This is a genomic window from Mesorhizobium delmotii (genome assembly GCF_900149755.1).
Classification (GTDB): domain Bacteria; phylum Pseudomonadota; class Alphaproteobacteria; order Rhizobiales; family Rhizobiaceae; genus Mesorhizobium; species Mesorhizobium delmotii.
The window spans coordinates 41,256-55,462 of the sequence record NZ_FUIG01000020.1 but is presented as its reverse complement, the minus strand read 5'-3'; the positions used below and the strand labels follow the sequence as shown (position 1 = coordinate 55,462).

Here is a 14,207-nt window from a genome sequence, read left to right as displayed (position 1 = left end):
GGCGATCCAAGTCGCGCAGTAGACCGGTCGCCGACGGAGCGGTGATCGGGCGTTTGTGCGACAGCGCGCAAGGTTCATGCGAGCACAGCCGGATTTCACCTTGCATCCCGAGCCCCTGGTTGTCTGCTGATGAAAGTCCACACCTGGCCACGCTTGTGACATTCAAGGGCACTGGGGCGAACGTCTCGACCGGGTCATGATTTCGCGTTGAGCAACGACGCGGTTGCGCCGCCATTTGCCGACCTTCGCGCGCTAAGGGCGAACGTCAGCGAACCGCTGACAGACGATTTATGTTGCGCGGGAAGGGCTCTTCGGTTGGACGAGCAGGTGGTGACAATTCGGCCACACGGCGCGGTTGCTGATATTCACTGCGTCAATATCGCTTGCAGCATCTTGGTTCATACTTCACCGTGCAGTGGATCGTATCTGGCGTCCGAAGGTACTGGAAACTTGGTCAAAATTGGCGTCAGCTTGGCTGCTGCAACCGTACTCCTTGCGACGCGCGCCTGGTCAGCCGACAATTCAGGGGTGGATCAGGCGCCGCCGACTGATGTCGACGTTATCATTGAACTCGGCCTTGGCGGAATAATTCAGCCTAAATACGAAGGCTCAGAGGACTATGAGGTTTGGCCGTGGCCAGTGATCGGCTTCGGCTATCTCGCCATCCCCGGCTTGTTTGCAATCGGCAGCCCAGAAGCTCAGGTTGGCGGATTCGCGGTCGGCCCCTCCTTCAACTACACCTCTGATCGGGACTTCAACGATGATCCCGACCTGTTCGGGCTTGATGAAGTCGACGCCACATTTGAGGCTGGTTTACGGGCCAGCTATGAGTGGACCAACGCGGAGGTTTGGGGAGAGGCTCGCTATGCTTTCGGCGGTGCTGATGGTGTCGTGGGTGAATTCGGCTTGAACGCGGTGGCCCGGCCTACGCCTGAGCTCGAGCTTAAATTGGGACCTTTCGCGACAGCTGCTTCAGCCGACTATATGGGCAGCTATTTCGGAGTTTCGGCTCAAGAATCCGCTAACACAGGCTTCAGAGTTGACGCCTTTGATCCAGAGGGTGGCTTTAAGAGCGTGGGCATCAAAGGACTCGCGAGATATGAATTTCGGCCGACGTGGTTTTTGAACGCAAAGGCATCGTACAGTAAGCTTGTGGGCGACGCCGCCGATTCGCCGATTGTTAAATTTGGCGCCGAAGATCAATTCTCTTTCGGCTTGAGTATCTCAAAGAGGTTCTCGCTCGACCTGTTTTGACGCGTGTCCCAGCTGTGCGTAATGGCGCGCCTGGGCCGGCCGCGTGATTGCGTGGACATTGGGGGTTGTTCTTCGTGCTCGGATATTTTGGCCTCCTTGTCTTTGGGCTCGCAGGTGAGGATGGCGAAGGTGGCACGTCCTCACCCGTCGCAGGATTTTCCGCTAGGTCATCCAGCGTCCTCGAGTTCGGTCAGCTTGCGCTTTCGGCTCGGAGCAGCGCTTCACGTTGAACCGAACCTGATCGGAAGGAAGTGGCGGCCCTACTGCACCTGCTCACGACAACTTTTGGCACTCGTTTCCGGTCGGCGAGATGTACGGCAGGGAACCACGCTTTCGAGACGTTCTCTGGGGAAACAGGGAGGGCAGGATTGGGTCAAAACAGGCCGTTCACGGATGTCCCATTTCTCTGCCTGCCGTGATTCGAATAAAGACAGTCCTTAACCGAGGCACTTCTTCTCGATCTCATCCGGGCCGCTGTCTTCGCAGGCTCAGGTTCCGCCAGGCGCGGCTGCCTGGCAAGCGACGGCACGCCCCCTCAATGCCTCTTGAAATACTGCACCTCGCGTTCGTGCTTCTCGGCGGCCTCGCGGGTATCGAAGGTGCCGAGATTGCGGCGCTTGCCGGTCTTTTCGTCCTTCTTGCGCGAATAGAGGCGGTATTTTCCGTCTTTGAGTTTTCTGATCATCTGTCACTCCCCGAGCCGCTGCTTCCCCTTGAGGTTGCGCGCGGCTTGTTCGATCGCCGCCCGGTCGTTTCCCAGCCTGTCGATCAGCTCCTGCGCCTGTTCGCCCGATATGCCGGTGCGCACCGCCAGGGCCTCCACCGTCAAGACGTCGGAGCTCGCGACCTCGCGGGTTTCCGGCAGGGCATCGCCTGCCGTCAGCGGCAGGGCTGCCTCCCTGTCGATCTCGGCCTCGGCCCGATGCCAGTGCCGCTCGGGGTCGTCATGGATCCCGCCTTCACGTTCCCAGATCTGGTATGCGCGCTCACGAATCTTGTCTTCCCGGTCGTCGCCCATGTTGATTCCTCCTTTGGGTATTGGATGAACGCCGCGCCAACCCGAACGATCCAAGAAATCTGCGTGATCGGGGTCGCACAAGCATACACTGCGGCCGCCAGCCCGCCACCCGCTCCGCCTACTCGCACTGCCGGCGCGGGCCGCCGGAATAGGGCTGATAGCTGTTGTCTTCCGGCCGATAGGAGCGGTAGCGGCTGAAGCAATATTCCACGTGGTCGGGCGGAAGCTGGGCGGCATCCCAATACGATGCGCCCTCATCCGACGGAACGTCGCCATCCATTGGCCACGTGTCGGTCGCCTCGACGTAGTCGCCGCCATCGTCGGGGAGCGACGAGATGCGCTCGGCCGCGCCGGCAGCGAAATAGGGCGAGATGCAGGGACGCTGCTCTCCGCTGTAGGATGTGTAGTGGTCGTCGCTTGGCCTGTAGGAGCGGTAGCGGCTTGCGCACCATTCCACATGGGCGGCGGGCACCGCGTGCTGCTCGTCCGCTGCCGGCTGGATAGCGCCGGTAACGATGGGCGCCGAAGCTGCGGCATCGGCAGGTTTCGAGGTGCGATCAACCGGGATCTGATCAACTGGGACCTCTGGGACCTCGCGGGCAGGAAGGCGCTCAAGACGCTGCGAAGCAGGGTTCACCTTCCGCGGCTCCCTCGGCCACAGTTCGGCGACGCTGGAGGTCGGGGCCGCCTGCCGCACCGGCTCGGCGGAAAGAATCCAGACGGCGAAGGCCAGTCCGCTGGCGAAAACCGCAAGCGTCAGCGCAAAGCCGCCAAGTACCGCCGATAAAGCTTTCACCCTGCGCTCCTTTGCCCCGTCATCTCTAGAAATGCGAGGCATTGGATCCGGTTCCAACCAGGCGCGGCAGCGGGAGCTTCCGTGCTCAAAGGAAGACCCTCTCCGTCTCGGCTTCGCCGAGCCACCTCTCCCCGCTTCGCGGGGCGAGGAACCAAGGTCTCAGAGGTCGCCGACAAGCTCCGTATAGGTCCTCAGCTCGCCATCCTGCCCGCGAATCCGCCACGTCTCGCCGTCCTGCGCATCGACATAGCACGGGCCGAGCGGCACCTTGCCTCCACCATCCGGCAGGTCCAGTACATAGACGGGATTGCAGATGCCAGACAGGCGCGCGCGGAGCGCGCTGGCCAGCGCCTGTCCCTGGTGAATAGTGGTGCGCCGGTGCGCCATGCCGCGCGCGAGGTCGCCGTGGTGCAGGTAATAGGGTTTGACGCCGAGGCGGTACATCAGCTCGCGGCACAGCTCCTCCAGCACCTCGACCGTGTCGTTGACACCTTTCAGCAGAACGCTCTGGTTCAGCAGCACGAAGCCGCCTTGCCGCAACGTGCGGCAGGCCTGCTCGGCCGCCGGCGTGATCTCCCGCGCGTGGTTGAAATGGGTGACGACCGTGACCATCAGCCGGCCCTGCAAAGCGCGAACCAGCCCTGATGTGACGCGCGAGGGCAGCGCGACGGGCACACGCGTGTGGATGCGTAAGAGCCGCACATGCGGAACCGCCTCGATGCGGGCGCGGATTTCCGCCAGCGCCTTGTCCGGCAGGGACAGCGGGTCGCCGCCGGTCAGGATCACCTCGCGGATTTCGGGATGGGCCCGGATATAGGCAAAGGCCGGCTCCAGCGCCTCGCGCGAGAAACCGCGGCCGATCGAGGTCAGCGACTCCTTGCGAAAGCAGAACCGGCAATAGACCGCGCATTGATAGGTCGGGAACAGCAAAACCCGGTCGGCATGGCGATGCGTCAATCGCGGCACCGGACTGAAGGCTTGGTCGGCGATCGGGTCGTCGAGCTCGCCTTCCAACTCGGTCAGTTCTTCGGGCGACGGGATGACCTGCGCCCGTATGGGGTCGGCGGGGTCGCTCCAGTCGATCAGGTCGAGATAGGCTTTTGGGATGCGAACCTTGTGGCGCGTGGCGGCGGCTTGAGCCGCCGCGCGCTCGGCTGGCGACAGCGGCAGGGAATCCAGGTCGCGCACCTGCCGCACGCCCGCGCGAACATCGCCCTGCCACGTGGTGTCGTCGTCGCCGGCGCGCTCGTCATCGGCCGCCATGCCGGGGATGTCGAGGTGTGAGGTCATCGAAGGCTCCTTGAGTTCGGAGCTGGATACAGCATTGAAGCCAGGGCTTGAAGGCAATAAGCGTTGCCGGGATGGCAGGGACGAAAAGGCTGCGCTCATCGGCGAAGCTGCCAATCTCCCCCCATGTGGGGGAGATGTCCGGCAGGACAGAGGGGGGCGCTGTCCCTCCGACCTCTCTCAGCTTAGAACGTCCTTTGCGCTTTCAGAAAGACGCACACTCCAGGCTAGCCGCGAACGAGCAAGGTTGGCGATCCTTCGCGCCCCCCTCTGCCCTGCCGGGCGTTCGTCGTTCGGAAAGCCAAGCAATTGGCTTTCCGTCCGCTGCGCGGACCACTCCTCAACCCCCACGAGGGGGGAGATTGGCAGCTTCGGCGCCGCGACCCTGCTGCACCCTACCCCATCAACGCCCGCCTGATTTCTCAGCACGCCCATCCGGCTTCATGATGATCTCGCGATGCGGATAGGGGATGTCTATGCCGTTTTCCCTAAAAGTGTCCCACAGCGCCAGCAGTACCCTGCCGCGCACGTTGGTCAGACCTTGCTGAGGGTCGTGGATCCAGAAGCGCAGGACGAAATTGAGCGAGGACTCGCCGAAGTCGGTGAGCCAGCAGACCGGCCGCCGGTCCGCTTCGACCCGGCCGACGCTCATGGCGGCCGCTATCGCCAGTTCGCTGACCTTATGCGGGTCGGCGTCGTAAGAGACCCCGAAATTCACGTCGAGTCGCACAAGGTTGTCGCTGAACGACCAGTTGATGACCCTTTGGGTGATGAAGTCTTCGTTCGGGATCAGGAATTCGCGGCCGTCGCGCGTCACCACCGAGACAAACCGCGCCCGCAATTCGCGTACCCAGCCGAAGGTGCCTTCGAGCGAAATGGTGTCGCCCGGCTTGATCGACTTGTCGAGAAGGATAATCATGCCGGAGACGAAATTTGAAACGACCTTTTGCAGCCCGAAAGCCAGGCCGACGCCGACGGCGCCGGAGAATATCGTCAGAGCCGTCAGGTCGAGACCGACGGAAGACAGGGCGATAGCACCCGCCACCAGCACAAGGCCGATCTTTGCGACCTTGCCAACGAGGACGCGGATCGAAGGTGTCAGCTCTTCGGAGATCCGGACGCGCTCATCGATATACTTGCCGACGACCACCGCAAGCCAAACCGTGGCGATCAGCAGCAGCGCCGCTTTCAGCACGATGAGCGCCGAAAGGCGAACCGCGCCCAACGGTATTGCGAGGCTGTCCAGGAAAGCCGCGGCGTCGTCATCGATGCCCAGGATGACAAGGGCCGCATAGATCCAGGTCAGCCAGGCGAGAGCCCGCGCAACGAGGCGGTTGCGGATGATGCGCGACAGCACTGACGCGAACAGCCACGCGAGCGAGAGCGAGAGCGAGATATAGATGAAATGGCTCCGGCTTGGCCAGGTGATGGCGCGCATGAGAATGAGCGCGGCAAGCAGGAAGACCGTGAACAGGATCCAGTCGGTGCGCCGCAACAGGGCAACCACGACCCTCAACAGTCCGGGATGCCCCTTGATCTGGCGTGCCCGGTCCTCCACGAGCGGTTCGATGCGCTGCGCCGCGAGCTTCGCGACCAGGAAGAGCACGACGATGATGGCAGCCTGATAGAAAAACCACGGCGTCACGGCGTAGTCGAACCATCGGCTGGCCCAGGCCAGCGATTCATCGAGGGCGTTGCGAAAATCCATTCCCACACGACCGTTATGGACTGGCGAACAGCCATCCACAATGTCGCCGGCCTCGTGAAGGGTCAAGCCGGCGATCGAGACGCCTTCAGCGCCCCCGCTCTGCGCCTCAGCCCCGCAGTCCCGGCGCCTCTGGCCGGTGCGCTGGACATGTCAGCCGCCGCCACGGATGCCTTCTGGCGCCAGTTCCATCACCCGGTTTAAGCGCGCGGCCGGGAAGCGGCGGCCGGAAACATCCACCGATTGGAAACAGCCGCTGGAAACCGCTAACGCATAACATTAGCTTGCTCTTATATTAGGTTGGGCGTATGTATCTAAATGGCCGGTGATCTACCCCCCAACCGGTTAGGCTCGGCGCCAGTCCCGCCCCCCTCAGGCCAACGACGCCGAGCCGCTCGGCCCCTGTGCTCTCGCGGCAGCTTAGCTCCGCAGCCCAGGCGCCTCCTGCCCCGTCCTCTCGACATATTCCGTATAGCCGCCGCCATAGGTGTGGATGCCCTCTGGCGTCAGTTCCAGCACCCGGTTCGACAGCGCGGCGAGAAAGTGGCGGTCGTGCGAGACGAACAGCATGGTGCCTTCATACTGCGACAGCGCCGTGATCAGCATTTCCTTGGTGGCGATGTCGAGGTGGTTGGTCGGCTCGTCCAGCACCAGAAGGTTGGGCGGGTCGAACAGCATCAGCGCCATCACCAGCCGCGCCTTCTCGCCGCCCGACAGCACCCGGCATTTCTTCTCGATCTCGTCGCCGGAAAAGCCGAAGCAGCCGGCCAGCGCCCTGAGCGGCGCCTGGCCTGCCTGCGGAAAGGCGTCCTCCAGCGTCTGGAACACGCTGCGCTCGCCCTCCAGCACTTCCATGGCGTGCTGGGCGAAATAGCCCATCCTGACGCTCGGCCCGCGCGCCACCGTGCCATTGTCCGGCTCGGAAGCGCCGGCCACCAGCTTCAGCAGCGTCGACTTGCCGGCGCCATTGATGCCCATCACGCACCAGCGCTCGCGGCGGCGCACCTGGAAATCCAGCCCCTCGTAGATCGAGCGGCTGCCATAGCCCTTGTGGACGTTCTTCAGCGTCACCACGTCCTCGCCGCAGCGCGGCGCCGGCTGGAAGTCGAACGACACTTTTTGGCGGCGCTTGGGCGGCTCGACGCGGTCGATCTTCTCCAGCTTCTTCACCCGGCTCTGCACCTGGGCGGCATGCGAGGCGCGCGCCTTGAAGCGCTCGATGAAGGCGATCTCCTTGGCCAGCATCGCCTGCTGGCGCTCGAACTGCGCCTGCTGCTGCCGGTCGGCGATCGCCCGCTGCTGCTGGTAGAATTCATAGTTGCCGGAGTAAGCGGTCAGCGAGCCGCCATCGATCTCGACCACCTTGTTGACGATGCGGTTCATGAACTCGCGGTCGTGCGAGGTCATCAGCAGCGCGCCGTCATAGTTCTTCAGGAACTGCTCCAGCCAGATCAGGCTTTCCAGGTCGAGATGGTTGCTCGGCTCGTCGAGCAGCATGGCGTCGGGCCGCATCAGCAGGATTCTCGCCAGCGCCACGCGCATCTTCCAGCCGCCGGAAAGTTTTCCGACGTCGCCGTCCATCATCTCCTGGCTGAAGCCGAGGCCGTCCAGCACCTCGCGGGCGCGGCCATCCAGCGCATAGCCGTCGAGCTCCTCGAACCGCGCCTGCAGGTCGCCGTAGCGGGCGATGATCGCCTCCATCTCATCGCCGCGATCGGGATCGCCCATGGCGGCTTCGAGATCGCGCATCTCGGCCGCCACTTCGCTCACCGGCCCGGCGCCGTCCATCACTTCGGCAACCGCGCTGCGGCCCGCCATGTCGCCGACATCCTGGCTGAAATAACCGATGGTGACGCCGCGATCGACGGATACCTGGCCCTCGTCGGGCTGCTCCTCGCCGTTGATCATGCGAAACAGCGTCGTCTTGCCGGCGCCGTTGGGGCCGACAAGCCCGACCTTCTCGCCCTTCTGCAAGGAGGCGGAGGCCTCGATGAAGACGATCTGCCGTCCGTTCTGCTTGCTGATGCTTTCCAGTCGAATCATGCTTTTCACGCGTGCCCAAGGGATTTTCCCAGCGCCAATACGCGATAGGCCGCGCCTGCGGAAGCCCGCAACGTATGAAGGCTGCGTGCCAAATTGTCCGAACCGGGCTGATATATATGGTTGGCTGACCTGCGGGACGTCCAATGGACATTCCCGGAACCGTCCGGGTCTCGAACTGATGGCCTTCGGTTCCGGTCTCAGCTAGAGCGGATGCGTTCAAACTAAACTGGGCATCCCGCTCTATCTATTTGTTTTAGCCGCATTTCTAACGGCGCCAAGTGATTCCACTTGGCTGCAAAAATGCTCTAGAGCCGGACACCAGCTCCACGGTCGAGCCAGGCAATACTCTCGCAGGCAATACTCTCAGGGGGGTCAGCTCCTGCGGCTTCCGCGCCGGGCCTATAGGCCGCCCAGAGGAGGTAGACAAAATACCCAACCTGCAAAACGATCAAGGCAATGATCATCCCGCCGGTCGCCTTCCAGATTGAACCCGTTGCCCAATAAGTCGAAATCGCCACGACAGACGACATGGTGAGGATGCCCACCAGGAACCGCAGGAGTTTCATGAATTCTCAAAGCCGTCCCGGAACTTACAACAGTCGAGACGCCTTCTCCCTACCCCAACACTCGTTACCCAATAACCCAAAACCAGCATCTCATTATTTTAGGGGTGGCGCAAGTACCATGTCGAGTAACGGCTGCGCCGGTACAACTTTTGGTTTACAATCGGCTCCCGGTCCGGAAGGACCCGCTGATCGTTCCGTTTGAGGTTCGAACTGAATAGCGGAACCTCGGATAGTGCCGGCAGTTTAGAAAGATGACCTCAAACACCGAAAGGAGGATGAGATGAAGACGCTTACCGCTATTTTGCTCGCCACCTCTATGATCGGCCTGAGCGCCGGCACGGCAAGCGCCACCTGCCATGAGACGACCGCATCGATCGAAGCTCAATCAGGCGTCGCAAAAGATGCAACGCGTGCGCCCCTCGAAACTGATGCGAATGCCGGCAACAGGGTAGAGGGCGGCCCGGCCAACAAGACCGGCAACACCATGCCACTTGCCAACCAGGAAGCCGGTGGCGATAAAAACCTTGCCACTTCGCAGCAGGATGTCGAGGCGCAGCAGGAGGGCGAGAAGACAGCAGCGGCCAAGGCCGACCCCTGCAAGCCGGATTGACGCGGATTGAGGGACTGGCCGCAGACATGCCGCAGCACAAGGCGAAGCGCGGTGGTCATCCAATTCCACCTGTCACCACGTAGGCACCGGCGGCGCGTCCGTCTTCAAGACGCACGACGGCGCTGACGATCGAGCCGTACGCGCCACGCCAGACGCTGTGGATTCTCTCATGCTCTTTGGCCGGTACGACCGCACGCCCGGTGAAGTGCGCGCCGGTCCGCAGCACGCGAATGGGCTCGCCGTTGACATGGACTTTCACGCTGATCTCGGTTCCGGCCTCGCCATGCACATCAAGCGTGATGGTGATCTCGTCCTGATCATCCCCATGGCGCGTCTCGGCGGCAAGCGCGACGGTGAGCGGCGGCGCCTCGTCGGGCCGGCGGGCGGAAGGCCGGGCGAAAAAAACATCATCGGGAAGTTCCGGCGTGCGCGGCGGCCGGCTGCGGCGCTGGCCAAAGCGCTCGAAGTCGCCGGCCAGCCGAAGCAGCTTCGTATCTTCATAGGCCTTGCCGGCGAAGCTGAGGCCGACGGGCATGCCGATATCGGCCATCGTGCCCATCGGCACGGTGACGGTGGGAATACCGAGATGGCGCCAAACCAGATTGCCGTTGGCGACCCAGGTGCCGTTGCGCCAGGCCAGCGCTGCGGAGGCCTCGTTGACGTCCGCATCGGCCGGACCGACATCGGCGACGGCCGGGAACACCACTGCGTCGAGCCCTTGTGCGTCGAGCCAATCCTCGAAGTCGATGCGCCGCGTCGCCTCCAGGCCTTTCAGGCCGGCCTCCAACTCGGGAATGGCCAGGAATGGCGTGACGCCGCGCTTGGCCCACTCGACATATTCCGCCAGATCAAAACTGTCGCCATAGCGGTCCGGCAACGCGCCCAGCGGCTGTGGAAAGATTTTTGCGCCGTCGACCGAAGCGAGATCGGGGATCGTAGGGTCGGCATTGGCGCGCAGGAAATCGTCCCAGGCGAAGACGCACAGGTCCCAGATCTCGCGCTCGGCGAATTCTTCCGGCACCAGCCGGCGATCGACCATGTTTTTTGTGCCCGGCCGGTCGCGCTCGTAGTTGGAGACGACGGGGAAATCGACCTCGACCACATCAGCGCCGAGCCGCCGCAGATCCACTGCCGCCTGCTCCCACAGCTCCGGCACCGAGGCGCGGGTCTGGATCGGCACATCAGTCTCCATATCGCGGCCGATATACATGCGGGGCACGCCGAGCCGCACGCCTTGCAGCGCCCCCTCCACTCTGAGCCCGGTGTAGCGCGGCGGCCGCACGGCCGAGCTTTTTGGCAGCGCCACCCAGGGCTGCGCGCGCCAGAAATCGCCTCTTGTGTCGGGGTCGTCGGCGACGATCACGTCGAGCAGTTCGAGCATGTCGGCCACGCTGCGCGTATGCGGCACCACCACGTCCATCGTCGGCACCAGCGGCCAGTTGCCGCGCACCGAAATGACACCGCGCGACGGCGTGTAGGCGACCAGCGCATTGTTCGATGCCGGCGCCCGGCCCGACGACCATGTCTCCTCGCCGAGCCCGAAGGCGGCGAAGTTGGCGGCGGTCGCGGTCCCGGAACCATTCGACGAGCCCGAGGCGAAGGCCGCCGTCAGGTATTCGGCATTATAGGGGCTTTCCGCCCGGCCGTAGACGCCGCGCTGCATGCCGCCATTGGCCATCGGCGGCATGTTGGTCAGCCCGATCAGCACCGCGCCGCCGGCCCGCAGCCGCGAAATGGTGAAGGCGTCCTCATTGGCGGCGAGATGCTCGAAGGCCGGCGAACCGGCGGCCACCGACAAGCCTGCTACCTTGTAGCTGTCCTTAGCGGTGTAGGGGATGCCGTCCAGCGGCCCGAGCGTCGCACCACTCCGGCGGCGCCGGTCGGACGCGGCGGCCTCCTCGAACATTTTCGGATTGAGCACCGGAACGGCGTTGAGAGCGATGCCATGCCGGTCATACCTGGCGATCCTGCGCAGGCAGGCGCCGACCAGCTCGACGCTGGTGACGGTGCCGTCATCGAGCGCTTGCCGCAACTGTTCGATCGACGCCTCGACGATGTGGAGATTGGTCGTCATGTTCGGTCCCAACGCTTGGTCGAAGCGGTATTGGCCTCGAAAGCCGATGCCGTAAAGGGGTTTTGCGTAGGCGGCCGCGACAGCCGATCTCCCCCCTTGTGGGGGAGATGTCCGGCAGGACAGAGGGGGGCGCTGTCCCGCCGACCTGTCAACCATTCGTAGCTACGCCCGCAGACTGGTTCCTGGTTAAGAACGAGTTAGAGCAAAGGCTGGCGATCCTTCGCGCCCCCCTCTGCCCTGCCGGGCATCTCCCCCACGAGGGGGGAGATTGGCAGCGTCGGCGGCGGCGCCAACTTTCAACGCTGGAGATTGGCGAAAGCCGAAGTGACAGCCGATCTCCCCCCTTGTGGGGGAGATGTCCGGCAGGACAGAGGGGGGCGCTGTCCCGCCGACCTGTCAACCATTCGTAGCAACGCCCGCAGACTGGTTCCTGGTTGAGAATGAGGGAGAGCAAAGGCTGGCGATCCTTCGCGCCCCCCTCTGCCCTGCCGGGCATCTCCCCCACGAGGGGGGAGATTGGCAGCGTCGGCGGCGGCGCTCCTTTCTGTAACGTCGAGCGTCGCGCGCCACCTTCGCACATCACTCCGGCGCGCCTGGGAACAGCACCACCGCATCACCGCCGCCTGCCGGCCAGTCCCGGATGGTGCGGTCGTAGCCGCCGGTCAGCACTGTGCCGTCGGCGGCGAACGCCACGGCGTAGACCGGTCCGGACCGGCTGTCGAACAGCGCGGTCTCACTGCCGGTTTCCATGTCCCACAGCCGTGCCGTGCCGTCGAGCGAGCCGGACAGCAGCCGCTTGTTGTCGGTCGACAGCGCCAGCGCATAGACCGTTCCCGAATGGCCGTCGAGGCGGCGAACTTCGCGGCCGGTGTCGAGATCCCAGAGCTTGATCGTATAGTCGCCGCTGCCGGTGATCAGATGATGCCCGTCGGCCATGAACACGATCCCATAGGGGCCGCGCTCATGCCCGTGCCAGCTGCGCAGCTGCTTGCCGGTGGCGATGTCCCATAGTTTTAGCGTGCCCTCGATACTGCCGCTGATCGCGCGTGTGCCGTCGGGCGAGACGGCGACCCCGCTGATCGACCAGTCGTGCCCCGGCATCACATGCAGCACCGAGCCTTTCTCGATATCCCAGACGATGACCCTGCCGGTGTCGTGCCCGCTGACGGCACGTTTGCCGTCCGGGCTGATCGCCAGCTTGTTGACGCCGCCGTTCTGGCCTGACGAGAAGACGTGCAGCACCGCGCCATCGGCGAGCTGGCGCAGCACGATCTCGCCATCGTCGCCCGCCGTCAGCGCCCGCGCCCCATCGGGCAGGAAAAGCGCGGTACGCGCCATGTCCTTGTGGACGCCAAGGGTGCGGATCAGGCGCTTGCCGTCGATATCCCAGAGCTTGATCGTGCGGTCGGTGCTGGCGCTCATGATCGAGTGACCGTCGGGCGCCACCGCCAGCCAGACGACGGGCTCGCGGTGGCCATCGGGCTGCGTCGGCTGCGGCGGCGGAGCCTGCGGCAGCGGCGCGACGGTCTGCGGTGGCGCGGCCGGGGCAGGCTCCGGCGGTGAGACAGGCGGGGCCAGCGCGACCTCGGATGGCGAGGCAGGAGTTGGCGGCTGTATCGCTTCCGGTTCCGGGGCCGGTGCGCTGGTGACGTCTTGGCCTTCCGGCGCGCTTGGCACAGTTTGCTCGGCGATCAGGCTTCTGCCGGCGTCCTGTGGCTGCCGCGACCAGGGGCCGAGCTGGTCGGCCACCAGAGCGAGCACGGCGAGGAACGGAACGACGGCAAAGAGCCGCCGCAGGCGTGGTCGTCCGCCGGGTTGCGTTTCGGCGCCCCTGCCGAACAGAGGCGTCTTCGGATCGTGCGTCGATCGGCCCGGCAACAGGCCGGCCCAGAACAACAGGGCTGCAAGAGCTGAGACAACACCCGCCGCGCCGAAAAAAGCCAGGCGCACCGACGCGAAGCCTTCGCCGGCGCCCTCGCCGCCCAGCGCAAAATACACGCGTGTGAAGCAGAGCATGCCGATCGCCAGCAGCAGCACCGCGAGCAGCCTGTCGGCAATCCTGTTCATCGGCCCCCCTCGCGCCGCTGTTCGCTTCGCCCGCAATGATGCAGGTCGGCGCCGGGCTTGTCGATGCCCGGTTCAATTCCGAAGATTACCAGCGAAACAGCGAGCGCAAAACGCTCGCCTGCGCCAAAGCGCTCGATATGGCCTGGCGACACTCTCGGTCGCCGCAATGTTGCCCGGTCGCGCGCTAGAATCGCTCGGCAGGGCTCAAGACCGATCGAGGCCAAATGATGGATGAGTGGAAATTACCTTGGGACGGCGGCTGCCTGTGCGGCGGGATACGCTTTCGGATAAGTGCGCCGCCCTTGCTTACAATGGCCTGTCATTGCACCGGTTGTCAGAAGCTGAGCGCGAGCGCTTATTCCCTGACCATGGCCGTGCCAAGCAACGGCTTCACCGTTACGCAAGGCGAGCCGGTGGTCGGCGGCATGCATGGGCCGCACCGGCAACTCTATTGCCCGCATTGCAAGAACTGGATGTTCACGCAGCCGCACGGCCTGGACTTCTTCGTCAATGTCCGCGCAACCATGCTCGACGATCACCATTGGTACGTGCCCTTCGTCGAGGTCTTCACTTCGGAAAGGCTGCCCTGGGCTACGACCGCCGCCAGCCACAGCTTCGCCACCCAACCCGACCTTGAGGGATATGCGCCTTTGATCGAGGCCTTTGCGCGCGAAGGGGCGCGACCGGTGTGACTGGTTGCATGAAGGGATAAGATTGGCGAAAGCGCCAATGACGGCCAATCTCCCCCCTTGTGGGGGAGATGTCCGGCAGGACAGAGGGGGGCGCT

At 64.0% G+C, this 14,207-nt stretch carries 12 protein-coding genes; 3 read left to right on the top strand and 9 right to left on the bottom strand.

What is annotated here, in order from left to right; translation table 11 throughout:
• Positions 1-207: 207 nt before the first annotated feature.
• Positions 208-1,254, top strand: a complete 1,047-nt coding sequence (locus BQ8482_RS12275) for a MipA/OmpV family protein (RefSeq protein ID WP_244602765.1) — start codon at positions 208-210, stop codon at positions 1,252-1,254.
• Positions 1,255-1,789: 535 nt separating this feature from the next.
• On the opposite strand, the gene BQ8482_RS12270 is transcribed toward BQ8482_RS12275, so the two are convergent.
• The 7 genes from BQ8482_RS12270 to BQ8482_RS12235 form a co-directional block, all read right to left on the bottom strand.
• Entirely contained in the window at positions 1,790-1,939 is a 150-nt protein-coding gene (locus BQ8482_RS12270; protein ID WP_023677295.1) for a hypothetical protein, read from the bottom strand.
• A gap of 3 nt (positions 1,940-1,942) precedes the next feature.
• Positions 1,943-2,272 carry a DUF2934 domain-containing protein gene (locus BQ8482_RS12265; RefSeq protein WP_095493191.1) on the bottom strand — a complete coding sequence of 110 codons (330 nt, stop codon included), beginning with the start codon at positions 2,270-2,272 and terminating at the stop codon, positions 1,943-1,945.
• 118 nt (positions 2,273-2,390) lie between these two features.
• On the bottom strand, positions 2,391-3,068 hold the full coding sequence (locus BQ8482_RS12260) for a BA14K family protein (protein WP_123147872.1): 678 nt from the start codon (positions 3,066-3,068) through the stop codon (positions 2,391-2,393).
• A gap of 159 nt (positions 3,069-3,227) precedes the next feature.
• Positions 3,228-4,331: a KamA family radical SAM protein gene (locus tag BQ8482_RS12255; RefSeq protein ID WP_123147881.1), complete on the bottom strand. Its 1,104-nt coding sequence runs from the start codon at positions 4,329-4,331 to the stop codon at positions 3,228-3,230.
• A 427-nt stretch (positions 4,332-4,758) separates the two neighbouring features.
• A complete protein-coding gene (locus BQ8482_RS12250) occupies positions 4,759-6,063 on the bottom strand; it encodes a mechanosensitive ion channel family protein (protein ID WP_123147871.1) in 1,305 nt (434 codons plus the stop codon).
• Between the two features lie 417 nt (positions 6,064-6,480).
• Positions 6,481-8,103 (bottom strand): ABC-F family ATP-binding cassette domain-containing protein, encoded by a 1,623-nt coding sequence (locus BQ8482_RS12240; RefSeq protein ID WP_123147869.1) that lies wholly within the window; start codon positions 8,101-8,103, stop codon positions 6,481-6,483.
• Positions 8,104-8,408: 305 nt separating this feature from the next.
• Positions 8,409-8,669, bottom strand: a complete 261-nt coding sequence (locus BQ8482_RS12235; RefSeq protein WP_123147868.1) for a hypothetical protein — start codon at positions 8,667-8,669, stop codon at positions 8,409-8,411.
• 280 nt (positions 8,670-8,949) lie between these two features.
• Here BQ8482_RS12235 and BQ8482_RS12230 point away from each other — a divergent pair, with 280 nt between their 5' ends.
• Positions 8,950-9,279 carry a hypothetical protein gene (locus BQ8482_RS12230; protein WP_123147867.1) on the top strand — a complete coding sequence of 110 codons (330 nt, stop codon included), beginning with the start codon at positions 8,950-8,952 and terminating at the stop codon, positions 9,277-9,279.
• A 55-nt stretch (positions 9,280-9,334) separates the two neighbouring features.
• Here BQ8482_RS12230 and BQ8482_RS12225 read toward each other — a convergent pair whose 3' ends face one another.
• Together BQ8482_RS12225 and BQ8482_RS12220 are read right to left on the bottom strand one after the other, a co-directional pair.
• On the bottom strand, positions 9,335-11,353 hold the full coding sequence (locus BQ8482_RS12225) for an amidase (RefSeq protein WP_123147880.1): 2,019 nt from the start codon (positions 11,351-11,353) through the stop codon (positions 9,335-9,337).
• Positions 11,354-11,932: 579 nt separating this feature from the next.
• Positions 11,933-13,420 carry a WD40 repeat domain-containing protein gene (locus BQ8482_RS12220; protein ID WP_123147866.1) on the bottom strand — a complete coding sequence of 496 codons (1,488 nt, stop codon included), beginning with the start codon at positions 13,418-13,420 and terminating at the stop codon, positions 11,933-11,935.
• Positions 13,421-13,647: 227 nt separating this feature from the next.
• Between BQ8482_RS12220 and BQ8482_RS12215 the strand changes: the two genes are divergently transcribed.
• A complete protein-coding gene (locus BQ8482_RS12215) occupies positions 13,648-14,112 on the top strand; it encodes a GFA family protein (protein WP_123147865.1) in 465 nt (154 codons plus the stop codon).
• Positions 14,113-14,207: the final 95 nt, after the last annotated feature.